The sequence below is a fragment of the Microcoleus sp. Pol7_A1 genome, from assembly GCF_036701085.1.
Lineage (GTDB): Bacteria > Cyanobacteriota > Cyanobacteriia > Cyanobacteriales > Microcoleaceae > Microcoleus > Microcoleus asticus.
Window position 1 is genome coordinate 1 of the sequence record NZ_JAUBQD010000019.1, and the last position, 25,016, is coordinate 25,016.

24 protein-coding genes are annotated in these 25,016 nt (G+C 46.6%); 8 read left to right on the forward strand and 16 right to left on the reverse strand.

Features of this window, described 5'->3' with window-relative positions; all coding sequences use genetic code 11:
• Positions 1–43: 43 nt before the first annotated feature.
• On the reverse strand, positions 44–1,429 hold the full coding sequence (locus QUA20_RS13140; protein ID WP_333189255.1) for an NACHT domain-containing protein: 1,386 nt from the start codon (positions 1,427–1,429) through the stop codon (positions 44–46).
• A gap of 149 nt (positions 1,430–1,578) precedes the next feature.
• On the opposite strand from QUA20_RS13140, the gene QUA20_RS13145 reads away from it, so the two are divergent.
• The 3 genes from QUA20_RS13145 to QUA20_RS13155 all read left to right on the forward strand — a co-directional run bounded on the left by QUA20_RS13145 (position 1,579) and on the right by QUA20_RS13155 (position 2,500).
• Entirely contained in the window at positions 1,579–1,782 is a 204-nt protein-coding gene (locus QUA20_RS13145; RefSeq protein ID WP_333189256.1) for a hypothetical protein, read from the forward strand.
• 111 nt (positions 1,783–1,893) lie between these two features.
• On the forward strand, positions 1,894–2,115 hold the full coding sequence (gene vapB, locus QUA20_RS13150; protein WP_333189257.1) for a type II toxin-antitoxin system VapB family antitoxin: 222 nt from the start codon (positions 1,894–1,896) through the stop codon (positions 2,113–2,115).
• A 1-nt stretch (position 2,116) separates the two neighbouring features.
• The gene (locus tag QUA20_RS13155; RefSeq protein ID WP_333189259.1) at positions 2,117–2,500 is read left to right on the forward strand and encodes a type II toxin-antitoxin system VapC family toxin; all 384 of its coding nucleotides are present in this window, start codon (positions 2,117–2,119) and stop codon (positions 2,498–2,500) included.
• A 138-nt stretch (positions 2,501–2,638) separates the two neighbouring features.
• Here the strand turns inward: QUA20_RS13155 and QUA20_RS13160 are convergent, their stop codons facing one another.
• The 9 genes from QUA20_RS13160 to QUA20_RS13200 form a co-directional block, all read right to left on the reverse strand.
• Complete coding sequence (locus tag QUA20_RS13160) at positions 2,639–3,535, reverse strand: M48 family metalloprotease (RefSeq protein ID WP_172190088.1); 897 nt, start codon at positions 3,533–3,535, stop codon at positions 2,639–2,641.
• A 304-nt stretch (positions 3,536–3,839) separates the two neighbouring features.
• Positions 3,840–5,432 (reverse strand): B12-binding domain-containing radical SAM protein, encoded by a 1,593-nt coding sequence (locus QUA20_RS13165; RefSeq protein ID WP_333189260.1) that lies wholly within the window; start codon positions 5,430–5,432, stop codon positions 3,840–3,842.
• Between the two features lie 397 nt (positions 5,433–5,829).
• Positions 5,830–6,795 carry an NAD(P)-dependent oxidoreductase gene (locus QUA20_RS13170; protein WP_333189261.1) on the reverse strand — a complete coding sequence of 322 codons (966 nt, stop codon included), beginning with the start codon at positions 6,793–6,795 and terminating at the stop codon, positions 5,830–5,832.
• A gap of 159 nt (positions 6,796–6,954) precedes the next feature.
• Positions 6,955–8,019 (reverse strand): uroporphyrinogen decarboxylase, encoded by a 1,065-nt coding sequence (gene hemE, locus QUA20_RS13175; protein WP_172190091.1) that lies wholly within the window; start codon positions 8,017–8,019, stop codon positions 6,955–6,957.
• A gap of 380 nt (positions 8,020–8,399) precedes the next feature.
• Positions 8,400–9,185, reverse strand: a complete 786-nt coding sequence (locus tag QUA20_RS13180; protein ID WP_333189262.1) for a hypothetical protein — start codon at positions 9,183–9,185, stop codon at positions 8,400–8,402.
• A 168-nt stretch (positions 9,186–9,353) separates the two neighbouring features.
• Complete coding sequence (locus QUA20_RS13185; RefSeq protein ID WP_333189263.1) at positions 9,354–10,283, reverse strand: LD-carboxypeptidase; 930 nt, start codon at positions 10,281–10,283, stop codon at positions 9,354–9,356.
• 326 nt (positions 10,284–10,609) lie between these two features.
• Positions 10,610–11,371 (reverse strand): type I methionyl aminopeptidase, encoded by a 762-nt coding sequence (gene map / locus QUA20_RS13190; RefSeq protein ID WP_333189265.1) that lies wholly within the window; start codon positions 11,369–11,371, stop codon positions 10,610–10,612.
• Positions 11,372–11,414: 43 nt separating this feature from the next.
• Positions 11,415–12,491 (reverse strand): glycosyltransferase family 4 protein, encoded by a 1,077-nt coding sequence (locus QUA20_RS13195; protein WP_333189266.1) that lies wholly within the window; start codon positions 12,489–12,491, stop codon positions 11,415–11,417.
• A gap of 107 nt (positions 12,492–12,598) precedes the next feature.
• On the reverse strand, positions 12,599–13,798 hold the full coding sequence (locus QUA20_RS13200; protein ID WP_333189267.1) for a HEAT repeat domain-containing protein: 1,200 nt from the start codon (positions 13,796–13,798) through the stop codon (positions 12,599–12,601).
• A gap of 913 nt (positions 13,799–14,711) precedes the next feature.
• On the opposite strand from QUA20_RS13200, the gene QUA20_RS13205 reads away from it, so the two are divergent.
• Complete coding sequence (locus QUA20_RS13205) at positions 14,712–16,460, forward strand: CapA family protein (RefSeq protein ID WP_333189268.1); 1,749 nt, start codon at positions 14,712–14,714, stop codon at positions 16,458–16,460.
• Between the two features lie 42 nt (positions 16,461–16,502).
• On the opposite strand, the gene QUA20_RS13210 is transcribed toward QUA20_RS13205, so the two are convergent.
• From QUA20_RS13210 to QUA20_RS13225, 4 genes are all read right to left on the reverse strand, one after another.
• A complete protein-coding gene (locus QUA20_RS13210; protein ID WP_333189269.1) occupies positions 16,503–18,257 on the reverse strand; it encodes a Rieske (2Fe-2S) protein in 1,755 nt (584 codons plus the stop codon).
• Positions 18,258–18,388: 131 nt separating this feature from the next.
• The gene (locus QUA20_RS13215) at positions 18,389–19,483 is read right to left on the reverse strand and encodes a PfkB family carbohydrate kinase (protein ID WP_333189270.1); all 1,095 of its coding nucleotides are present in this window, start codon (positions 19,481–19,483) and stop codon (positions 18,389–18,391) included.
• A gap of 104 nt (positions 19,484–19,587) precedes the next feature.
• Entirely contained in the window at positions 19,588–19,767 is a 180-nt protein-coding gene (locus tag QUA20_RS13220; RefSeq protein WP_333189271.1) for a hypothetical protein, read from the reverse strand.
• Between the two features lie 2 nt (positions 19,768–19,769).
• Positions 19,770–20,324 carry a response regulator gene (locus tag QUA20_RS13225; RefSeq protein WP_172190102.1) on the reverse strand — a complete coding sequence of 185 codons (555 nt, stop codon included), beginning with the start codon at positions 20,322–20,324 and terminating at the stop codon, positions 19,770–19,772.
• 198 nt (positions 20,325–20,522) lie between these two features.
• Between QUA20_RS13225 and lipA the strand changes: the two genes are divergently transcribed.
• Together lipA and QUA20_RS13235 are read left to right on the forward strand one after the other, a co-directional pair.
• Positions 20,523–21,479, forward strand: coding sequence for a lipoyl synthase (gene lipA / locus QUA20_RS13230; protein ID WP_333189272.1), 957 nt, complete (start codon positions 20,523–20,525; stop codon positions 21,477–21,479).
• A gap of 168 nt (positions 21,480–21,647) precedes the next feature.
• A complete protein-coding gene (locus QUA20_RS13235) occupies positions 21,648–21,752 on the forward strand; it encodes a photosystem I protein PsaX (protein ID WP_333097955.1) in 105 nt (34 codons plus the stop codon).
• Positions 21,753–21,956: 204 nt separating this feature from the next.
• Here the strand turns inward: QUA20_RS13235 and QUA20_RS13240 are convergent, their stop codons facing one another.
• On the reverse strand, positions 21,957–22,322 hold the full coding sequence (locus QUA20_RS13240; protein WP_333189273.1) for a hypothetical protein: 366 nt from the start codon (positions 22,320–22,322) through the stop codon (positions 21,957–21,959).
• Positions 22,323–22,400: 78 nt separating this feature from the next.
• Here QUA20_RS13240 and QUA20_RS13245 point away from each other — a divergent pair, with 78 nt between their 5' ends.
• Positions 22,401–22,991: a DJ-1/PfpI family protein gene (locus QUA20_RS13245; RefSeq protein ID WP_333189274.1), complete on the forward strand. Its 591-nt coding sequence runs from the start codon at positions 22,401–22,403 to the stop codon at positions 22,989–22,991.
• Positions 22,992–23,245: 254 nt separating this feature from the next.
• Here the strand turns inward: QUA20_RS13245 and QUA20_RS13250 are convergent, their stop codons facing one another.
• Positions 23,246–24,136, reverse strand: coding sequence for a sugar ABC transporter permease (locus QUA20_RS13250; RefSeq protein WP_333189275.1), 891 nt, complete (start codon positions 24,134–24,136; stop codon positions 23,246–23,248).
• Positions 24,137–24,195: 59 nt separating this feature from the next.
• Between QUA20_RS13250 and QUA20_RS13255 the strand changes: the two genes are divergently transcribed.
• Positions 24,196–24,771, forward strand: a complete 576-nt coding sequence (locus QUA20_RS13255) for a GNAT family protein (protein WP_333189276.1) — start codon at positions 24,196–24,198, stop codon at positions 24,769–24,771.
• Positions 24,772–25,016: the final 245 nt, after the last annotated feature.

The following is a 25,016-nucleotide window of genomic DNA, read 5'->3' on the forward strand; positions in this document are numbered from 1 at the left end:
ACTGAGTATGCTTTCATTGGTATAATATTATTTTTAGTCGATTCTATTGTACCTCATAACATCCGGAAGTGCTGTATCCTTCAATCTCCGTCTGCTCAAACAACACATACTGCGTCTGCTCAAACTTCTTCACCGCTAGATAACTCAGTAACTCCAACTTTCGCTGCACTGACAAATCTCGATAAATCTCATCTCGCTTAATCTCCCGCGACTTGTCCCACTTCTCCAGTAGCAACTCCAAGCCCTTTTTATAAAGCATCGATCGCTTCGAGTAAAACTTCCCATTATGGTGATATACAACACAGGTTAAACTCAGCAAAATCGGCGTAATCGCCAACTGCAGAATCGGCTTATTCTCTTCTCTAAAAAGCAGCTCCAGAAACTCCTGTGCCTTCGTCAGTCCCGCCGACTCATCCCCTCTCACTGCCTTAAACCAATGTTCTGAAAACTCTTCCACTTGCGACTGATTAAAATCCGCTACCTCCACAAACTGAAAGCTTAGAGATTTCCAGTCCATTTCGCCCGTAAAACTCTGCGTTCGACACGTCACAATTATTTGCACCTGCGGATAGTCACGAGCAAACTTCTTAATTTCGTCGGTGATATTCTTTCCATCCTCCCCGGTCACCTCATCTAAGCCATCCAACAGAACCAGCACCCGACCTTGCTTGAGTAGGCTTTCTGCATCTGATAATTGCCAATATTTCTCTAAATAAGGCTTTAGGGGATAGGCTACCTCACCTCCATCCTTCACAAAACGTCCCTCCTTCACAAAATCCCGCAGCCTAATCAAAACCGGAATCCGGTGCGCTTGTAATTTTCCTGCATTGCACTCCGTCACCACTCGTTGCAAATAGGTGGTTTTTCCCGAACCCGGTTTGCCCACCACCATCAGGTTTGTATTCTTCGCCACCACCTCTAAGCCTGACTTTCGTTCCTGTTCCCTGCCCAAGCCAATGCGATCAAAACTGCGATAGCTGGGATTTTTGCTGAAATCCTGCCACAAGTCATCGAGTTCAGACATACGACTACTGCTGAGTTTCTCCAGAATATAGACATCCACAAACAAATCGCCCAAGGGCACCGGACAATCGACAACCCAAAGTGGCATCGTGCCATGTAAGCCTTGGATGTCATCATGGAGGCGCGATCGTACCTGCTGAACTAACGCATCGAGATTAGAGTCTTTGTTTTGCAATGGTTCTGCTGCTTCTGGTTCAGCAATGTCTTCCCACTTGAGCCCTACCTGTGTGCATACATTCATGAAAACATCGCAATCAATTGGGTTGCCTTGCAGCAAACTCCAGATGGTTTGTCGAGAACAACCCACCGCACCAGCCAGGTAAGTTTGTCCTCCTTGTTTTCGTTTCAAGGCTTTTCGGATGTCTTTAATACCTTGTGTAGAAGCTTGGAGTGTTCGCCGTGCCATTAACAAACCTAGAAGTTTATCCTCTCAATTATGGCAAATCTGACAAGTCTGACAAGTCTGACTTGTCTGACAAATAGCCAAACACTTACTCTGACCATGCTTGAGAGCATTTTTGAAATGATGTAAGAGTCGATTTCAAACTACTCCGGATGAAACTTTCCAACAAAAAGAAATGGCTCCAAGTAATCGAGTTTGCGGTGGTTGGCTTTGCGACTTTGTGCGATCCAACAGCAGGCGGGTTACTGTTTCTGCTCAAGCTGTGCTTTCAAATCCTGACAGCCTTGCAGAAAGATGAGCCGACTGAAACAGACAAGGGCAAACAGACAAACCCGCGTTTGTGCGATCGCAAGTAATCGTATTAAGGGAGAGCAATCACAGGGCGTTCTCCCTTCGCACCAAACACCTTCTGACTGCCATTACAGTATAATTGGTGAATATGACATAGTAAAAATTGTACAGAAATCATGACTATCGAGCTACAGATTTTTCAAACTGTCGTCAAGATGCCAGAATCTCTCAAACAAGAGATATTGCATTATGCAAAATATCTACTTGAAAAACACGCCAAAACACAATCATCTCCCGAACAAATTGAACAACCTCATGGTTATGGTAGTTGGGCCGGTCAGATCGTTATGTCTGATGATTTCGATGAACCACTGGAAGATTTAAAGGAATATATGTAACATGGAATCCCTTTTAGATACTCATGCCTTTCTGTGGTATTTGCTTGGCGATTCCAATCTAGGTAGTAAAGCAAAAGAAGCGATCGATACTAAAACAGGTTTATATTTTAGTATTGCCAGTCTGTGGGAAATCTCTATTAAAATTAATGTCGGTAAGCTTCAACTGAATCGACCATTTGAAGACCTGCCGAAAGAATTGCAATACATTAACGCTCAAATTCTACCAATTACACTTGAAGACACTGAGATTTACGCAGGTCTTCCTCTGCATCATCGAGATCCCTTCGATCGCATTCTGGTAGCACAGACCCTGAATCATTCGCTGGTTTTGATTAGTCGCGATGAGGCTTTTGATGCTTATCCAATTCAGCGAGTTTGGTTATGAAGAAGGCAAAAGTTTTATACTAGCGATCGCCCCTACCTATCTAATTAGTCGCTCCCTACAGTTACCATTACAAACATACAGAAACCCGGCTGTTCAAAACACCGGGTTTCTAAATATTGTTGCTGCATTTTCGATCGATCAAATTCCGGGCACGTAGGCCATAACTGGAGTACCTTGCTGCTGCTGCGCGATTTCCAAAAGGCGTTGAATGCGCTCCTCTGTCGGCGGGTGAGTGCGGAAAAGTGATTGCAAACCTTTAGTCGAAAAAGGATTCACAATCAGCAGCGGCGACATCGCAGGATTGCCGTGCATCGGAATTTCACGACCGATTTTCTCCAGTTTTTGCAGCGCGTTTGCTAAACCGATCGGGTTATTGGTAATTTCCACCGCACCGCTATCTGCTGCAAATTCCCTCGTCCGAGAAATCGCCAATTGAATTACAGTTGCTGATAGCGGTGCTAAAATGATTAAAAACAGCAAACCAAACGGATTCGGGCCTTGTCTGCTATCCCGCGTCACCGGGCCGTAAAGCGCTCCAAAAGTCAGAATTCGCCCGACAAATGTAATCGCGCCGGCAATTGTCCCTGCAACTGCTTGAGTGAGTGTGTCGCGGTTGCGGATGTGCGTGAGTTCGTGCGCTAAAACGCCTTCCAATTCTTCGCGGGAAAGCAGATTGATGATGCCTTCAGTAACTGCTATTGTCGCGTGTTCCGGGTCTCTTCCTGTGGCGAATGCGTTCGGAGATTGAGTGGGAACTAGAAATATTTTCGGCACCGGAATTTGGGCTTTTTCGCTCAGCGATGCTACCATATCGTAGATTTCTGGTGCTTCGCTGCGGGCTATCGGCTGAGCGCGGTAAGCCATTAATGCGGCCGTGTCGGAATAGTACCAAGAGCTAAAACTTGAGAAGGCGGCTAGCGCTAAACCGATGTAAAGTCCTTGCTCGTTGCCGATTAAATAATAACTTCCTAAAACGAGAAGGCCGCTTAGGAGTCCTAAGAGAGCGGCTGTTCTGAGTTGATTTGTTCCTAACATGGCGGGTTGAGGGCGATCGAGATTTTTTTATTTTTGAGCTTGTGATTAGATTTTCATATTTGCGGGCGATCGCGCCTCTATCTGCCGAAATAACTGCTGCCGCCAATAGTAGTATTTCACGTTTTCAGTGAGAAACTGGAAATCCCTCGGGAGGCTCTCTCGCCTGCTCTCAAGAGGCGGTAGAGTCGCAGGATATGACATTTCCAGCCAGAACCTGGAAACGAGATTAAAAATAAAATAAACGCAGACAATCTTACATTCATCTGCGTTTACCTGTGTTCATATGCGGTTGAATTCTCGAACCCTAAACCGCTTGCACTTGCTTTTCCTCAACAGCAACAGGTTCTTGATATACCGTTTGAGACTCATTAGCCAAAAAGTCAGCCAATTGAGCTTCAATTTCATCCCGCACAATCTGGCGGTATTCCAGAAAATGCTCGTTGTGAGCACACACAGTCAAATAATGATCCCAAACCGCAGGATTGCGCTTGAGAATGCTGAACAAATGATGCCAAAACTTCCAGCGAGTGCTACGCTTGACTCCCTGCCGCCACACCACAGTTAGCAGTGCTCGCAAGTCTATCCAACTGGGAACTCTCGCAGGTATCTTTGCTGTAGGTGCACCTAACATTAAGAAATGGCGATAAGTCCGGTCTAAATATTTCTCAGCATCGTACACTTCGCAGAATGCCTCGACATATTCGCGGGCAATATCTTCGAGAGGCCGCGTCGGGATAAAGTTCATTAAAGTAGTCTGATTGAGGTTGCCAGATTTGTCGCGCAACCGCCCTTCTTTTGCTAGCCTGTGGGACAATGCAGTGTGCGGCAAAGCTTGCAGCATTCCAAAGGTTGTGCTCGGAATAGCTGCTGCTTCGGCAAACTGGACAATCCGCTGACCGGCACCGGGTTTTTCGCCGTCGAATCCGATGATGAATCCGGCCATTACTCGCAAACCAGTTTTCGCAATTAACTCTACTGATTCGATCAGGGAATTGCGGGTATTTTGGAATTTCTTGGTCATTTGCAGGCTTTCTTCATCAGGGGTTTCAATCCCGAGAAACACTGCATTGAAATTGCAAGCTACCATCATCTCCATCAATTCTTGGTCTTGGGCTAAATCGATGGATGCTTCTGTGTTGAAAGTAAAGGGGAATTTGTGTTCTTCTTGCCAAACTTTTAAGTCTTTTAGCAACAGTTTGACGCTGCGTTTGTTGCCGATAAAGTTGTCGTCTACCATGAACACGCCGCGCCGCCAGCCCAAGTTGTAGAGATAGTCTAATTCTGCTATCAATTGTTGGGGGTTTTTGGTGCGGGGTTTGCGGCCGTAGAGGACGATGATATCGCAGAATTCGCACTGGAAGGGACAGCCTCGGGAAAATTGAATCGACATCGAATCGTAGGCGTCTAATTCCAGCAAGTCGAAGCGGGGAACGGGGGTTGTGGTAACATCGGGTTTTACGCCGTCCGATCGATAAATTCCGCTTTTTTCGCCCCGTTGTATTGCTTCGACGAACATCGGCAAGGTGATTTCGCCTTCGTCGAGAATCAGGTAATCTATGCCCGCTGCTTGAGGTTCTTCGGGTACGGAAGTGGGGTAGGGGCCGCCGCAAGCTACGGATTTACCGCGCCGTTTTGCTTCACGAATTATGTCTAGCAAATCTTCTTTTTGGACAATCATTGCGGACAGAATAACGAGCTCTGCCCATTCCCATTCTGCTTCGGTGATTTGTCTGATGTTGCGATCGACTAACTTAAATTCCCATTCTTGGGGTAAAATAGCTGCTACCGTTACCAAACCCAGCGGTGGCAGCAGAACTTTACGATCGACTAATTCTAGGATTTTCTCGTAAGACCAAAATGTTTTCGGAAACAGGGGATAAACTAGGAGAACTCGCATTATATGTTAAACCTCACATCAGTAAACAACTTGCGATCGGGCTGGCGTGTTTGAGAGTTCGATCGACTCTCAAGACTTAATGTTAAGGCTAAAATTACGATCTTGCACTCGATCGAATATCTGGCGAGGGGTGAAACCCCCTAAGACAAAGATCGTCAGCGCAATTTTTAGCTTGCAGTTCCCTGTTAAAGTTGGCAAATGCTGATATCTTATCGTATTTGACCCTTAATTGACGATAATCGCATTTAAAAAGCATGGGACTAAGGCAAAAAAGAATTTGAAAAACTTACATTATTCGTAAAATACACCTCGGCGCACCCTACATATATTTCGTAAGGTGCACATTCCCTCTTCCCTCTTCCCTCTTCCTTCTTCCCTCTTCCCTCTTCCTTCTCCCCTAATTTGAATCTTTGCCGGGAATCCCGCTAGTTCTTAACATATCGGCCACTGTGCCGCAGTAACTCGGCATTCCTATGCTTTCGGGATTCACAATATTTTGATAGGTAAAATGGCGGTAGCTGATGCAAAATCTATCCCAAGCAGCCACCTGAATTCGGAACAGCCAAATAAAGAAATTGGCTAGCCAAGCTGAAAGAGTAATCCGAAAAAATATTTTTTTATTCAAATACTGGCAAGCTTGTTCTACCACTTCGTTAGCTGTAATTGCCGGATTTCCTAGCACAAAATGTCGCGGTTCCTCGGAAGCAGGCGGATGTTCTACTAAATAATTAACTACTTTGGCAATATCTGCGCCGTGGATGAAGTGAAAACTGCCATCTGCCTTAAACCAGCGAATCAAACCAATCCATTTTGCGACAAGTGGCAGGCCAGATGACAAGTGAGAAACTGGTTTTTCTGCGTCTCCTCCCAATACTAATGTCGGGTAAAGTGCCGTAATTGGAGGCAAATTTTTCAAAGCTGACAAATGCACCATGCAGTTGTATTTTGAGCTAATATAATCTGTCCCCAGTTCCCCGGCCTCTTTCAGCAAATTGTTGTCTCGACCGAGAATACTGGCTGTTGAAAAATAAATTACTTGTTGGCAAGTCTGTGGCGACAGTAGTTGAATTAGCCGGAGAGTTTTGGTTACGTTAACGTCAAACACTTCTTGAGTTCCTCCCCAAGCAGTGGCAGCTAAAATTGCGACATTAATTGTTTGCAGAAGTTCGGCGTGTCGATCGATATCTCGCATATCGCCTTGTAATATATGGATGCCGGGGCGGGCTTTCCAGTCAAATTTTAATTTTTCGGGGTTGCGAACTAATAAGTAAAGTTCGTGGTTTGTCTCTTGAATCAAAGTTTCGGCCATGTAGTGACCGATACAGCCACTTGCACCCGTCACAAAAATTTTTTTGGAGTTCATTTTGCCGCAGGGGAAGAGGGAGGATTTGACGCTTTTTCTACGGTAGGGAAACGGCATTGCCGTTTCCTTTTTTCACTGTAGGGAAACGGCATTGCCGTGTCCCTACAAATATCAGGTGCAATTAACCGGATTTGATCGGATTTTAAAATCCAAATCAAATCAAGCAGCAACTGCAAGCAATTTGTCGGCTTGTTTTGCAGTTTCAAAGAAAAAACGCACGTTATCTTCGGGAGTTCCCGGTAATACGCCGTGTCCCAAATTGAGGATGTGTCCGCGATGACCGGCTTTGCGAATTGTATCAAGAATTCGATCGCGAATAAACGGTTGAGAGCCAAACAACACGCCCGGATCGAGATTTCCTTGAACGTTCATATTCGGGCCCAAACGTCGGCGCGCGTCGGCCATGTCAACAGTCCAATCGACGCTGACGATATCCGCGCCGGATGTGGCCATGCGTTCGAGGATGCCGGCACTTCCCGTGACTAACAGAATTAGCGGGGTGTCGGGATGGGTTTTTTTGACTTGCTCGAATACTTGTTTCTGGTAAGGTAGAGCGAAAGTGTCGTAGTCTTGCGGGGACAGTTGGCCGGCCCAGGAGTCGAACATTTGCACTACTTGCGCGCCGCAGTCGATTTGATAGCGCACGTAAACGGCGATCGCATCTGCGAATTTCGACAGCAACTGATGCAGTAAAGTTGGATCGGAAAATGCCATGTTTTTGATGATGGCATAATCCTTAGAACCTTTGCCCTCAACAGCATAAGCCGCCAGCGTCCACGGCGCGCCCACAAAGCCGAGCACGGTGGATTTGTTGCCGACTTCCTCGCGCAGGGATTTCAGGATGGTTTTGATAAACGGCAAGCTTTCTTCCGGGTTCAGCGGTTGCAGGTTGTCGATTTGCTGCTGAGTGCGGATGGGTGCGTGGATAATCGGCCCTTTGCCTTCGGCGATGTCCATGTCGATGCCCAAACCCGGCATGGGGGTGACAATATCGGAAAACAGAATTACGCCGTCGGGTTGAAACGCACGCCACGGCTGAAGGGAAACTTCGATCGCAACTTCGGGAATTTCGGAACGTTCGCGAAACGAGGGATACTTTTCTCGCAAATCTCGATAAGCCTTCATGTAGCGGCCGGCTTGGCGCATCATCCATACGGGCGGGCGGTCTAGGGTTTCGCCACGGGCAGCCCGCAACAACAAGGGAACTTCATTTAATGCCGACATTTTAACTTTTCTCTACCTTAGATATTTCAATGCCTTTGGTAGCTTACCACTGTGTGATCGTCCTTTTCGACAAAATCTTGTGTGTACAAATGTGTATTTTGTCATGGCCAAAGAAAGTGAGGCGAGGGCCAATCGATTTTAGATTTTAGATTTTAGATTAAAGAATTGAAGCATTGACCCCACGGATAAATTCGGGGGCTCCTTTATCGGATACAGGTTTTTTATTTCTGGACGGATGAATCCGGGGGCTTGTATCCTGGATGCTTTCGGTCAGAGATCGACTGTATATAAAGGCCTGGTATAAATCCTGTGTATACGCAAAGAAACCGGGTTTCTACGAAGAAACCCGGTTTCCGATCCCGCGCTACAGTTTGATCTACTTACCTCGTTACGCACACTCCGCCTACGGATACGCGACATTGATCGCGGCCCTCATCGAACCTCCTATTATCATCCACCCTCGCCGAATCTAAATCTCTAGTCCGCGAATTGTAGTAATAATCTCCCGCCGGAAAGTTTCTAGTCGGGACAGCGCAGTAAGTCGAGTTTTGATTATTATCGTCAAACCTTACTCTCACCACAGAACGTCTCTCGCGACAATCAACAGACCGCAAGCCAAAATCATCTTGCAGAAGCTGTGCTCTGTCAGATCTACTGTCATATCGGTCGTTATCTCGCCCGGTGTACCAATCGTCCCGCGAATTGCGAGATCGTCTGTCGCCCCCATCAATTCCCGCAACTTCTAGGGTGTAGCTACCGCCTCTGGCAGCATCTTTTGCTAATACTAAAAGTTTGTACTCGCCACCACGGGGAATTTGATAATTAAAAGAACGGTCTTGCGTAAAAGCAACTTGTTTGTTGTTCTCGTAAAACAGTACCATCACGGGAGTAAAACCGCGACTTCTATCTGTGTTTAAAAACACTTCAATGTTATCGCCTTCGCGAGCGCTGAACGTGTATTCCTGGCCGCGCAATTCTTCCGTCGGAGAACCCGGAACCCACATATTCCGGAAACGGTAAATCGGGGAAGTGCGGCGAATTACTCCATCTATGCGATCGTTATTCTGTATCTGTTCGCCAACTGCACTAGACGAAATGCCCGTGAGTGCCAATCCTGCAACTAGCACAGTGGCAGCAATACTTTTTAACAAGTTGTGCGTTCTCATATCAACCTCTGGAAAATTTTAAAATCTTTGTGCTTTCTTGGCGCCGACATTTGCATACACAATCCATTTTAAATGTAATTTCTGCCAACCGTGTCAACCTCACCCAACCCCAGGGCTGTTTAGCTGGTGCAAAATCTCATGTTAAATTTATAGACGTCGATCCTTAACCTAAAGTTGCGATTTATCGCCGCAAATCAGCAATCCCGATTCAGCGTCGAGACAAGCCCTAATTCCCATCGGTAAAGCAGCGTTAACCCCCTCGTGGCCGAAGGGCAAATCCGAGACAATGGGAATATTCAAGTCCCCCAGCCGATCGCGCAAAACCTCTTCAATGCTAAAACTGGGAATACTCGGGTCAATCTCGCACCGACTGAAGCGCCCCAAAGCAATGCCCCGCACGCCTGCGAAAGCCCCCGCCATCCGCCACAAAGTCAGCATTCGATCGACCCTGTAAGGAGCCTCGGAAACATCCTCAAATGCGAGAATAACCCCGGTCAAATCCGGTTGATACGGGGTTCCGAGCAAATGAGAAGCCACCGTCAGATTCGCCGGAAACAGCCGTCCCGTGGCTTTTCCGCTGCCCCATCCTTTACCTTGCAAAGATTGTAAGGGACGACCTTCGATGCAGTCAAAAAGTCGATCGACAGACCAATCCGGTTCAGCAGCCAAAGTTGTCAGCATCGGCCCGTGAACGCCCCAAATACCCAATTTGTCGTGATTCCACAGCAAAGCAGTAATGTCGGAAAAGCCGATCAACCATTTCGGCGAATGGGAATCGGGAGTTGGAAATTGGGAGTTTTCCGCCTTTCCCACATTTCCTTTTTCCAAAAGTCGAGTGCTGCCGAAACCGCCACGAGCACACAGAATACCGCGACAATCCGGGTCATTGAGGGCATCTGCTAGCTGTCGGACGCGGTTTTCATCGGAACCGGCCAAATAGCCCCAGCGATCGTCAAAACCCGCTGTTAATTCAACTCGATAGCCGCGGGATTTCCAAATTTCTACACCCTTTTCAAAGTTGGTTGATTCTCGCAGAGTGCCACTAGGGGCAATTACTTTGAGCAAATCTCCTGGTTGCAGAAATTTTATGTTAGTCATTAGTTATTAGTTATTAGTTATTAGTTATTAGTTATTAGTTATATGGTATTTTGTGAATCGATCATAATTCCGTAGAGGCGGGTTTTACAGACAATTTCTGACTGAAACAGACAATCTCGCAAACCCGCCCCCACCCACCCATAAATATAAACCTACATTTTCGGATTCGATGCAAATTTCAGGTTGATATGGGTTATCGGTTGTGGCGGGGCGGGTTTATCTAGATTGTTGATAATCGTTAGATATTGTCGGTGAAACCCGCCCCTACGGGATAGGGTTAATTATTGATTTAGGAGTGAGTTTTTCAGATTGTTTGTTAATGATTGCTAAGGCAAAGTTAGAATTTCCACCCCAGAATCAGTAACAGCCAGAGTGTGCTCGAATTGAGCCGAAAGCTTTCCATCTTGCGTGATCGCAGTCCAACCGTCGCCCAAAATTTCCACTTCCCAAGTACCCTCATTAATCATCGGCTCGATCGTAAAAACCATGCCTTGTCTGAGCTTCTTTCCCGTGCCCCGCTTACCGTAGTGCAGAATTTCCGGTTCGGTGTGAAAAACGCGGTGAACGCCGTGTCCGGCAAAATTTCGCACTACCGAAAAACCCTGTGCTTCAGCATATTCTTGAATCGCTGCACCGATGTCCCCGGTACGAGCACCCGGTTTAACTTCCGCAATTCCTCTTCTTAAACATTCCTCGGTTACTTCAACTAACTTTTTCGCTATCGGTGAAGGTTTTCCGACAAAAAAAGTCTTGGAAGTATCGCCGTGATAGCCGTCAACTAAAGGCGTTACATCAATATTAATAATGTCACCTTCTCTCAGAATTTGTTTAGCATTGGGGATGCCGTGACAGACTACTTCATTGACGCTAGCACACAGAGATTTTGGAAATCCTTTATAGCCTAGCGGAGCGCTTTTTGCTCCGTGTGCCAAAGTCCAGCGTTCGGCTTCGTCGTTAATTTCGAGAGTGCTGACACCTGGTTTAACCATTGGTTCTAGGTGTAGGAGAAGTTCGGCAGCTAAACGGCCGGCTTGGCGCATTTTTTCGATTTCTCTACTGGATAAAAGCACTAAACGTTCGGTTGCCATAGTTTTTTCTGTTTTCTTTTTTTGTGATCGATTAAGAGTTTATTTAACTCAATTTTAGAATAGATTTGAACCAGTGTTCAAAACGATCGCCCAAAGCTCCCAAAGAATATTCTACCTCTGCTTGTCGCCGGCAAGCGCTGCGGTCAATTTGGTCTAAGCGGGCGATCGCACCTACCAAGCCATTTACACTATCAGGCTCCACTAAAAAGCCCGTCAGTCCGTCTCGAACAATTTCGGCGGGCCCCCCGCGCTGGTAAGCAATCACAGGCACACCGCACGCTAAAGCCTCGATCGCGACATTTCCGAAAGCTTCCACCCAACGCGGCGTCATCAACAATGCTCGGCACTGCCGGACTTGCTCTTGCATTTGGGTTGTTGTCAGAAACCCTAAATATTCTACCGGAGCATCCGGGTAATCTGCACAAATTTTTTCCCAATAATCCTCATCTTGCATTTTGCCCATAATTTTTAGGGGAATGCCTGTAATTTTCGCTGCCGCTACTGCATCTTCTAAGCCTTTTTCCGGGGCGATGCGACCAAGCCAAGCTAATTTGGGTTCCGGTTGGCTGCAAAATTCGTATAGCGATAAATCTATGCCGCTTCCCAACAACTGACACTCCTTGGCAAAGGCAAAGGTTTCGGCTTGGGAAACGGTGTAAACTCCGATCGTACCGGGAAATTGGGCGGCGGTTAGTCCGGCGATGCGATCGAGCGATTCAGAAACGGAACCCATGCTGATAAAATGGGCGATCGGAGTCCTAAAAAATGGCGTCAAATAAAACGGCAGCCAATCGTAGGCAAAGTTAACAATGACATCCCATTCATCCTGAACTTGGCGAGCATATTCCCACATATTCGCAAGCACAGCATCGGCCGGCATCACAATAGCAGCATTGTAATCTTGTGTTTGGGCGGTTACTTGCAAATCGCCTGTTATTTCGATTACTGGAATTGATTCTAAGACTGAACCTGCTGGTGCTACGACTGCTATTTTATGACCGCGGCGCTGCAATTCTTTAGCAATGTTAAGGACTGTAAGTTCGACACCGCCGCCCAACCCGGAACCGAGTTTACCTACAGAAGTTGACAGGAACAATAGTTTTAAAGAGTTATTAGTCATTAGTCATTAGTCATTAGTCAGCCTTGACTAATTCTAACATAATCTAAATTCTAAATTTTTCACTCTCAAATCTCAAATCTCAAATTACTTAAAAATTGCTAGATTTATCAATCTCTCCCAGAGCGCGGACGGATGCGATTCAACTGATTGATGGCCCAGCGAGCAGTTTCCTGAACTTCTGGATCTGGATCGTCCGTCGCACGGTGCAACAAGTGACTGATTTGATTCACCAATTCGTAAATCCGCGTCAAGTCGCGAATTGCATTTTTACGCACTTCGGGGTTTTCATTTTGCAGCGAAATTGACCAGGCATTATTCATGGGTTTGAGCGTGCGAATGCCAATTTCCGACAGACTTGCCAAAATTAAACTGTACTGCTTCGAGTCAGAATTTGCTAGCAAATCGAGCAACGGCTCAACTGCTCTGGAATCTCCCTGCTGACCGAGTTCCCAAATTGCTTTGCGCCTTTTTGCCGGATTTAGGTGCTGCAAATCTTCAATCAGTGCTTCAATAATATCAACTTTAGGTCTACCATCCGTTTCTGGAAGGGAAATATCTTTCTTCCGACTCGCTAGGGAATCGGCTCGATTAGTTGTTTCGGGAATGTTGAAACCTGTGTCGCTGTAGCCGTTGCTGTGAGCCTCCAAGGGCGAGGTGTCGGAATTAATTCGATCGCCCTCGACAACTGCATCCTCGGATTCTTGTTCCCCCAATTCCCGGATAAACGGTAAAGGCCGATCGCTGCTGTCGAGATTGTAGTCTTTTGGCAAATCAAAATGGTAGGGCAAAGCTGGCCGCGGTTTTTGTCCCCCAAAAGAAACCTCTTGATGTCCAATTTCCTGCGAGTTTGTAGGAGAATCGGGATTAGTCAATTGGGAGTTTCTTTGGTTGTGGCGATCGACTCTCCCCCGTCTTCGCCTTGAATGATTTGATTCGCCGTTGCTAACTAATTTGAGCATGATAAATACTGCCGCTGCCGTGACGACAACTGCTGCCAAACCCAACATTAACAACCCCCGCTGGCGAGACAAAATGACAATCAAATTAGATATCGGTTTGGGGATTTTTGAATTAGGTTTAGACGTTTTGGACGGCTTAGATTTGTTTTTATCGGGAGCTGGAGACGGTTTAGGAGGGTTGGAGTCCTGGCGATCGTCCGGGGGAGAGTTCGCCTGAGCAATTTCTAGGGAAACAGCCCGGTAGGAGGCATTGAGTACCTGTTGCCTTCCGTCGGCACTGGGACTGAACGCAGCGCCCAGACAGGCAATGCAGGTGAACAAACATACAAAGGAGCGGTAGTGCGCCATAAGACTCAATCCGGTTTTGAGAGGCAACGCCGCATGACGAGCTTTAGTTTAACCTTGAGTTAGCTCGATCCTAGCTGCTATGCGCTTAACTAACTCACAAATAGCACCAGACTCGCCAAAAACCCGGGTTTGAGAGGGCAGCGAGCCAGATCTGATTAACACAATTGCGTCATTGACGTGGAAGTCATTTAACTAATTAGTTTGAGACGAGCTACATCGGCGACCGCGAATAAAGCAGCGGCATCGAGAAAATTGATTGCAGCTCACCTCAGCAAGCGGAGCCTTAGCTGCGTGCAGTGCACGCGCAGCGCCGCGGGGCTTCCGGGGCGCAGGCGGGCAATTGTTGCTCGCCGTCGATTTCTGACGGATAGCGTGGCATGACCAAGAGTTTAACAAGCTTCCGAGCCTGCGGGTCGATCGTTTTTGTCTTAATCTGGACGGAAGTCGGACAAGGTGTATTTGCAGTGGAAACAATAAACTGCATTTTTGAGTGTATTCTTGGCTGCTAAACCGAATATTTTCAGTACATTCCAGGACGCAATCTCGATCGAAGAAACCGGGGTTTTTTATCGAAACTGCTGTAAAAAAGAGAGCGCTGATTTGACCAATGTTAATTTCAAGGGGGGGAATTATGGCGGATAGAAGTTTTTGGGCGATCGACTAAGATAACCGTTAGGAAATATTGCATTCAGCAAGCAAGCGCCAAAAATCATACTATCTTGTAGAACTGGGGATCAGTTTAGTTAGGAGCTATAGTGAGAGCGAGTAAACTGTTTCACGCAGGCGCCGTCTCCCTACGTTTTGTTTATTTGTACCCACTTACTTAAGCTAAATCAATCGGTATTTAATCCTGTGCCGCCAAATTTGATATAAGATCGAGCTAAATTTCTAGTGTGAGAGAGTAGAGGCATTTGTGAGCCAACAAGATATTTTAAATTTAGCAAAAGAAGGCGATGCCCTGGCGATCGCATTTCTGATCGGCCAAGCACTCGAAAGCTTTGGGGTTACGGCTAAAGCCAGCCGAGAAAATGGCACCCTGCACCTGCTGCTGGAAGCAGAACAATTGCCAACAGAAGAAGCCTGCCTCCGAGTCGCAGTCAAAGGGTTGCAGCGGCTGCAACCAAATAACGTTTACTCAGTGACAGTTTACGGACGGCGGGGCGGCCAGCAATTGCCGGGTTGGACTCAGACGGTAGAATTAAAAAAACGCTTGACTTCCGCACCCGTGAGTGCATTAGTTGCCGTGAATGCAGCATTAGCTGCGAGTGAAGCAGTAGCCGCGAGTTTACCCGCTTCCCCAATTCCTGTGGCTTTGCCAAAGCTAGAAAAAACTCAAAATGCCACAACTGCGCCCACTCAAACACCAGAAAAATCTCCGCCCCAACCCCCGAAAATCCCAACTCCAAAACCCACAAACCAAAGGCAGCAAAAGCCATCACCGCAGCCAGAGTTAGCCCGCACTAAAACTAAAAAATCTGGGCTGTCAGTCGGTGTTCTGAGTCTGATTCTCGTGCCGATATCCGGCTTTGTTCTGGCTTCTCAACTTTACAAATCCTCAAGCACCGCTACTATTAACCCTCTAACGTCAAACCCTGCGGTACAAAAAGTGAGCTCGACACCGGCACCTGCAACCGCAGCCAAACCCATTCCAGCTCCAAAATCGCCCTCCCCGGCTGCCAAAAAACCTGCCGCTGTGCCCGCAACTGTCAGCATCAAAGCAGTTGGCGACATGATCCCCGGCACAAATTATCCGTACAACAAACTGCCGCCAAAAAAAGAGCTTTTATTGGAGTCGGTAAAACCGTACCTCAAAGGAGCTGATATTCTGTTTGGCAATTTTGAAAGCACGATGACCGATTATCCTTACAGTTCCAAAGCAGGCGGCGGACGAATGCTGTTTGCCTTTCGGACGCCTCCGAGTTATGCCAAAATTTTCAAAGATGTTGGTTTTGATATTTTGAATGTTGCCAACAATCACTCTTACGATTTTAACGAGCAGGGATTTAAGGACACGATTAAGAACATCGACAGCAACGGCATGAAAGCTGTTGGCAAAAGAGATCAAATTGTTTATCAAAATGTCAAGGGCGTGAATTTTGCCTTTATCGGATTCAGCAACTACGGCGAAGTTCATAATTCCTTGCTGGAACTGAAAGCGGGAGCAGAAATTGTCAAAAAAGCGAAGGAAAAGGCTGATATTGTAGTGATATCAGTTCATGCTGGAGCTGAAGGAACGGGAGCTCTGAATGTGAGAAACAAAAACGAATTATTTTACGGAGAAAACCGGGGAAATATGGTTTTGTTTTCGCGGACGATGATTGATGCGGGAGCAGATTTGATTTTGGGACACGGCCCGCACGTTCCCCGAGCGATGGAGCTTTATAAAGGGAAATTGATTGCTTATTCGCTGGGAAATTTTTTGGGTTATCGCACTTTGTCCACAGCAGGAGCACTCGGTCAATCTCTAATTTTGGATGTGAAAATGACTCCGCAAGGGGATTTTGTTTCGGGTAAGATTATCCCAGTGGAACTTAATCGGCAAGGCATCCCATCTATTGATGACGATTTTAGGAGTGTGGGGTTGATTGACCGTTTGACAAAAAGCGATTTTCCCAAGACTGATTTGAAAATTGATGACAAAGGGATAATTTCCAAGAAATGATCGGGGCAATTATTTACCGAAGAAGTGCCTGATGACGAGAAGCTATACTTCCGGTGACTCCTCAAATAAGCGATCGCCCCGGTGCAATCCATCTGCCATTTGATAAGTTTGTGCTTGCGATCGCACTGTCGGGGCATGGGCGGCTAAATACCTTGCCGCCGCCACTAATACCACAATGCGATCGCCCGCATTCTCTAATAAAGCATACTGGCGAAATGCCGCTTCTACCTGCTGAATAACGTGGAAATCCCGATTTTCCCGCAGCATCAGTTTTCCTAAAACTGCCATCAACCGTTCCGATTTGCCGCCGCTATATAAGTATTTTGCAACTAATTTACCGACTGGATTCACCTGTTGCTGTCTGTCCAACAAATCTGGCAGTTGTTTGAGCAATTCCTCTGGATTCTCAACTACATCTGTTGGTTCTGGAAGTCGCGCAGGCGGTACATTTAAGAAACGGTTGAGATATACGGCGATCGCTGCATCGAAAACTCCCCGCAGCAACTCTATTGAAGGCGATCTTCGCAATCCTTGATGCACCGCATTCGCAAAGGTAAAGGGATGGTGCGCTGAATTCCAGTCGCTGTGGTCGTTATTCGTATTAAACCGGGCTACGCGGAGGGCAGCAGCATAAGTGACTGCACTCGCTAATTCTGCTTCGCTACAACCTTCTTTCAAGGCAGTTAAAAGTGCATCGACGATCGCCAATACATCTTCGCCCAACAAAATCGGAATTAACTGTTCTCTTCCCAACCAATTGCCCCGGTGCGATCGGCCCATTTCTAAAGCTGCCGGCAACTGCGCCATTGCTGACTCTAAAATTGCCACCACATCCACAGGGTAGCGCCAAGAACTCGACTCTTCCATGCGCGCCGCATTCGCCAAACCACCCACCAAACTCGCGAAAACAGTTTCTGCCCCTTGCCAATTCACTGCATCCAGCGCTTCTAACGCCTTGTTAATAAAGTCGAGGCTGTGACCGACATCAATGTAGCGGTGGTCAGTAGCGGCCGCAAACAGCATATCAGCAATTTGTTCTCGTTCAAGAGGCGCGCGTACTGCTGTCAACAAACATCGTTCCGCCGCTTCACTGTCTCTGATTTCAATAAATTGCCGGAACCAGCTTTTGAGTGTCTCTGCATCAACCTCAGAATTAGGCAAGGGGTGAACCGCAAAGTGAGGAGGTGCGCCTGCACTATCGCGGGCCACTGCCGAAAGTCCCTGATAGAGGGCACGGGGTCGGTCTTCTGGATCTAGATAAGGCAGGATATTCATCAAGCAGGTGTGGATCGATAAACCCGTATCCCATCCCGATTTGTTGTAGCGGGTGCCAAATTCTAATCCGATTTGGAAAGGTTCGCTGGCCGTTGCCCCCATATCTAGCAAGGCAATCACTGACTTGGCAATGACTAGAGAAATTCCTTGTTCTAACCCATCTTGAAGTCGCTGGCGCTGGTGGGCGTAAGGGTCAAGCTGTTGTGCTAAATTTACCCAAACTTCCCCGTCGCGAATTTCCGCTGGGAACGATCGCACGTCGTCGGCCCAAGAGTCAAAAGTACCGCCGCTGGCGACATCAAAGCGGGCGTAGTGCCAAGGACAGGTGACTATGCCATCTTTGCAAGTGCTGCCGTTGAGGGGAAAACCCATGTGGGGACAGCGGTTGTCGATCGCGTATACCCGATCGTTGGAGTAAAAAAGGGCGATCGCGTGTTTTTCCAAATTCACTAACAAACTGCCCTTTGTCTCGACTTCTGCAAGTTTCGCAGCGCGAACGTAATAGCCTGAAGTCTCAGCCATAAGTTTTTAAACTAATTTATATATAAACTAGATTAGCTCAATCCCAGGGTATTTGCCTGAAGTAAAACAGGATTAAAAACTCAAGTGCTGATAGATGCTCGAGCGATCGCCAGCAGGTTTATGTTTTGGCTTTATTCCAGATTCATCAGCGATAGCAAAGCTTCTTTCATCTCCTCTACCGTTGTTGTCGCCGTACCGAATTGACGCACGACAATACTAGCCGCCAAATTGCCCAAAACTGCCGCTTCCCAACCGGATGCACCGACGCACAAAGCTAAAGTCATTGCTGCTACAACTGTATCTCCAGCACCGGTTACGTCGAATACATCAGTCTTGTTAAAAGGGGGAATGTCCCAACTTTGAATGGCAAATTCCCCCTTTTCACAAATGGATGTTGGAGGGGGTGAATTTTTGATTTCTTCGCCGTTCGCCCTTTCAAACAAAGTCATCCCTTCTTCGCCGCGAGTAATCAGGATTTTTTGAGCTTGAGTTAAGTTCAACAAATCGCGTCCTGCTTGCATTAAAGTTTGAGGGTTTTTGATAGCATATCCCACTGCTTGCTCCGCTTCTGGCAAGTTCGGAGTAAATAACATTGCTCCAGAATATCGCTGCAAATTTGTTTGAGCGTCTACAATTGTTTTGCCGGGAATCACTGCCGATTCGATCGCCAAATTTGTCAAAACTCCGTCGCCGTAGTCGGAACAAACCACTGCATCTACTGTCGGTATTTGCTGCCGGATGTAGTCGGCCAGTTGCAACTGCAAATCTAAATCCGGCAACTCGTCCGATTTGCGATCGACTCGGACAATTTGCTGAGTCACCGACTGCCGCGCGTGCCCGGAAATGCGAGTTTTTGTGACAGTTGGACGCTGCGAATCGATTAAAATCCCAGCCGTATCAATTCCCGCCGCCTCAAAAATACCGCACAAAGCCTTTCCCTGGTCGTCTTTTCCCACCAAACCAGCAACTTTTACTTTGCCTCCCAGTTTGGCTAAATTGTAGACAGCATTTGCGCCACCTCCGGGTACTTGCTGAGTATTTTCGTAGCGCAAAATCAACACAGGTGCTTCGCGGGAAATTCGCTCTACTTGTCCGGTAAGAAACTCGTCCAAGGTCAAATCTCCGATCGCTAATACCTGCGCTTGATCGAAGCAGTCTAATCTTTTCAATAATTGCTCTGTTGAGGCACGCAGTTGAGGCAAAAAATCGGAATAGTCGTTAGTCATTAACCAAAAAAATGAGACTGAGGAGTTAATAATTGAGTGTGGAACGAGCGGGAATTAAAAATCCTAATATTAATTAATAATTAATTTCCTCCCTTGTTTTATTTTTAACTTTTAATTGATTTTCTCACTGGGATTTTGAGAAACCAGTTGCAGGCTGTTGGCGATCGCACTCGCTCAAACAATTGGGCAAAAAAATGCGGATAAAAGCGCAGCCATTCAGACTCAAGAGAAAGTTTTACGGTGTGGAAGTTTCCTTCTACATAAGTGTCTTCAAAAAACAGCAAAATTATTTCAATTTCTGCTTGATGATGGTAATCACCTGAGTCATTTGTTTTTTGAGTGCATCAATTTCCGCTTGCATTTTTGCCATTTTCACAGTCATCGCCTGAATTTCGGCGGCACCCGCTCCAGAAGTGGGTGCAGCAGCGGCGGCTGCTGGGGCTTCCGGCACCGGTTTCTTTTTCGCCAGTACCATCGCCGATTTGATTGCCTCGGTTAGCTGCTTCTTCTCAAAGGGTTTGGCGATGAATGCAAAAAAATGCTTCTCAAAGGGTTTCGGAATTTTTTCCATCACCTCTTCTTCGCGGCCCGACATGATCACCAAAGGTATCTTAGAAAGCTCAGGATGGGCTTGCACTTTTTGATACACTTCCCAACCGCTGACTTTGGGCAGTAGGAAATCTAACATAATTAGATTTGGCCGGGCTTGACGGATCAGTTTGAGTCCCTCTTCGCCGTCTTTTGCTTCTAGAACTTCAAAGTTACCCTGAGGCAACATCTCTCGGACTCGGACGCGGATGACTTTACTGTCATCGATTACCAAGATTTTTTGACCAGCCACGACTGACTCCTTCAGTAATGAATGAGTGATGATTTGCAACCTTCAGTATATCCCTAACAGAATTCTACCCATAATTCTGGGCGAGTTTAGTTTTGTTGCACTTGGGCGCGATTCTGGTTTAGGGTGAGATTGCTACAAGTTCAGGGACTTTGATTTCGGATAGGATCGAAGGCATTAACTCGATCGCCACTTAATTATATGTCGCCCCAAACTCCTCAAACTCCTACAGTCAAAGCAGTTGCCGCCCAAATGCGGGGTGAAATCGAGGCGATGCCGCAGTGGTTGCGCAGGCCCGTTGGCAAAGCTAGCGAACTTTCGCAAGTGCAAAAAATTATTAAACAGCGGCAAATTCACACGATTTGCGAGGAGGGCAGATGTCCCAACCGGGGCGAGTGCTACGCCCAAAAAACGGCGACTTTTTTGTTGATGGGGCCGACTTGCACCCGCGCTTGTGCTTTTTGTCAAGTAGATAAAGGTCATTCTCCGATGCCGCTAGACCCGGAGGAAGCGCAAAAGGTGGCCGAGGCTGTGCAGTTGTTGGGTTTGCGCTATGCGGTGCTGACTTCGGTGGCTAGGGACGATTTGCCGGATGGGGGTGCGGGTTGGTTTGCCAGGACGATCGCCCAAATCCGCCTTCTTAACCCGCATACTGAAGTGGAGGTGCTGACGCCGGATTTTTGGGGGGGAATCGGGAGGAGTTCAGAGGGGGAGAATTCAGGGCTCGATGAGTTGCAGCGACAGCGGATTCGGACGGTGGTGGAGGCTAAACCGGCTTGTTACAACCACAATATTGAGACGGTGCGTCGGTTGCAAGGGCAGGTGCGGAGGGGGGCGAAGTACGATCGATCGATCGACGTTCTGCGTATTGTTAAGCAATATGACCCAACTATTGCCACCAAATCCGGTTTGATGTTGGGGCACGGAGAAACCGAAGCCGAGATAGTCGAAGCAATGGCCGATTTGCGGGATGCCAAGTGCGATCGGCTCACCCTCGGTCAATACATGAGACCGTCTCTAGATCACCTCCCAGTGCGCAAATACTGGACGCCGGCCGAATTTGACCGTTTCGGGTCGATCGCCCGGGAGATGGGGTTTGAGCGCGTGCGATCGGGGCCTCTCGTCCGCAGTTCATACCACGCCGGAGAGAGCGATTGAAATTAATCTCTATTTAACTCGGTATAAACTCGTTGTTACAAAAAATAACTCTAGAGGATTGTGCATAAGTGCGACGCTCTCTGCTATTTGTAAATAGAGTGACATTATGAATTAGGAGCTTTACCTATGGCAGAGATAGCGAAGAACCAATTAAAATCCGAGTCCGTGATGAAAACGGGCAAATTCCCTTACACCTTTCGCGCAGGCTGGTTTCTGTTGCTGTTAGCTATCAATTTTTTGGTTGCAGCCTATTATTTCCATATCATTGAATAGTTCTGCAAGTTGATTTTTAGCAGACCCTGCTGCTTTCGACCTCAACGTCGGAGAGTGGGAGAGAAGGAGAGGGGGAGAGTTTTGAGTTTTGAGTTGGCGAGAATATGACTTCATCCTTCTAACTAATGACTACTGACTTCTTCCCTCTTCCCTTGAACCTCTTCCTTCTGACTAATGACTGATGACTAATGACTAATGACTTCTCTAGCGATTTCTAGAGGATTCTAGCTTTGACAACCGCTCTTTAATTTTGATAACATCTTGCTTCGTTTCAATTGCCAAAGTTGCTAAATTGTCAAACATCGGGTCTCCCGACCGCACTCTAGGATTTGTCCGACTAGCACCCGGAAGGTTAGGAGACTGAGGCCTGTTAACTCTAGAACCTTGATTCTGCAAACTGTAGATTTGTCCTCTGAGTTCAGAAATTTGAGTTTCTAATTGAGTAATGCGAAATTCTAATTGGGTTGTGGATTGAGCGGGCGTGACAATTGGCGCAACAGCAATTGCTAAGACGCAAGCCAGACAAAAAAGACAGATTTTTATGGCGCGATGGCGAATATTTTTCGGCATAGCTTTAATAATTGAAATTCTACCACTTCTACCATAACAAATCGCCCCTATTTTTGGTCTCTATCAGAAGTATGTCTTATGGCAACTAGGAACGTAGCTATTTTAATGTTCGATGATGTCGAGGTACTGGACTTTGCAGGTCCTTTTGAAGTGTTTGCGGTGACATCAGAATTAAGTAAGGGCGAGCGACCTTTTGCAGTCTCTACGGTAGCCGAACATCCCGGTGCTGTCAACGCCCGCAACGGTTTGAGCGTCAATCCCCACTGCACCATTTCCGATTGTCCCCCACCGGATATTTTAATTGTACCGGGAGGACAAGGTACGAGACAGTTAATCAATAATTCAGCAGTTGTTAATTGGATAAAAGATTGTGCGCCAACCGCAGAATTAGTGCTTTCTGTATGTACGGGTTCGCTGCTTTTAGCAAAAGCTGGCTTGTTGGAAGGTTTGGCAGCAACTACACACCATCTGGCATTGGATTTATTGAGAGAATTAGCTCCCAACACAACTATTATCGAAAATCAGCGATTTGTAGATAACGGCAAAATCATCACCTCTGGGGGAATTGCTGCGGGAATTGATATGTCTTTGCACGTTGTCGGCAAGCTTTTGGGAACAGCACAAGCTGAACAAACAGCAGAGCACATGGAATATAAAATTGGTAATTAGGAATCCAGTTAATTCCGTCCTTATGCAAAACCTGTATATCTAGGGTGCGAAGTGCGCACCTCACCGCTATAATTCTTGCGCGTCAAACTACGCATAACCTAATTATACCAATTCTGAAAATCGAGCATCTCTAGGGACACGGTAATGCCGTGTCCTACTCCCCGCACCGGAAACGGCATTGCCGTTTCCCTACGGTTCCCTTTTAATAATTGGTATAAGATTGAGGATTGTAGCAAGACTTTTTTAAATAGGTATTAAGAATCTTCGCCCCAAACTTTTAGTTGTAAATAGACTAATACCAAAGCTAAAGCCATCAGGAAAGTTGCCGCTGCGGCTGCATAGCCAAAATCAAATTGCGAAAAAGCTTGCTCGTAAATATAATAAACTAGCAAATTAGTAGAGTTTAAAGGGCCGCCGCCGGTGATGACGTAAACTTGCTCGAAACTCCGCAGAGTAAAAATAGCAGTAGTGACGGTAGCAAATACTAAAGTCGGTCGCAAACCGGGTAAAGTGATGTACAAAAATTGCTGCCAAGCATTAGCTCCATCCAATTCTGCCGCTTCGTAACGATTGACCGGAATTGCTTGCAATCCTGCTAAAAATACTACCATATTAAAGCCTAATTGTTTCCAAACACTGAGCAGAATTATCACTGGCATTGCCCAAACTGTGCTGCTAAGCCAAGGAATTGGATTTAAGCCGATCGCCATTAACACACTATTCACCGGGCCTTCGGTTTGAAACAACCACCGCCAACCCAAGCCAACTGCAACTAAAGAGGTAATCGAAGGAATAAAATAAGCGGTACGGAGAGCTCCTCGCCAAGCAAACGAGCGATTTAGCAAAACTGCTAAGCCCAATGGAATCACTAAACTGGGAATGACTGTCGCAGTAGTAAAATAGAGCGTATTTTGGATAATTTGCCAGAAATCCGGGTTGGTGACTAGACGCCAGTAGTTGTTCAAGCCAATCCAACGCACTCCCGATTGGGTAAAGCTGCCGCTGGTAAAGCTGAGGTAAAATAAATAGGCGATCGGCCAAATCAAAAAAATACCCAGAAACAGCAAAGCTGGGGCCAGAAAAGTCCAAGCTGCGATCGCATCATTATCCAACCAGTTAAAACGCCCAAATTTAATCGGAACCATTGGCTTGTAAATTTTAGCTTTTAGTTTTAAATGGTATCACAATATAGGTCAATGTCAAAATGAATCTTCTCGATATATTAGCCAATTTACCCACTATAGAAACTGAGAGACTGCTGCTGAGGAAAATTACTTTAAACGATGCGAGCGATATGTTTGAGTATGCCTCAAACCCCGAAGTATCACAATACACAATGTGGTCAACCCACACCTCGCTCGAAGACACTAAATACTTTCTCAAGTCACTTACAAAAATGTACAAAAGACGAGAGCTGGTAGATTGGGGACTCGTCCATAAAGCCGAAAAAAAGTTTATCGGGACTTGCGGATTTGTGGAATGGAGCATGACGCACAGCCGCGCGGAAATTGGGTACGCACTCTCTAGGAGCTATTGGGGCGAAGGATACATGAGCGAGGCTGTCAATGCAGTGATTGAATTCGGTTTTCGGGAGATGTTGCTGAATCGAATTATGGCTCGCTGTGAGGTTAACAATATTGCTTCGGCTCGGGTGATGGAAAAAGTGGGGATGCAATGGGAAGGGATATTGCGACAGCACCTATTTGTGAAAGACAGATATTGGGATCTGAAAATTTATTCGATTCTCAGGGAAGAGTTTTTTGATAATATTGTAGAATAGGAGTTAATCAGTAGCTCAGCGAAAAAAAATAATATACTTAGGACTTAGGCAATATCTCCATGTAGAGTGCGCCGAAGCACACATTACCCTTTACCTGTATTGTAGAAGACGAGTGAATAGTTTTTATCTTTATGACCAAGAATTTCTTGATGGTACCCGCCACGTGATTTATCCGTGGAATCAATCTAAAATCTAAAATCCTCAAGCCCCCGAATTTATCCGTGGGGTCAATCCAAAATCTAAAA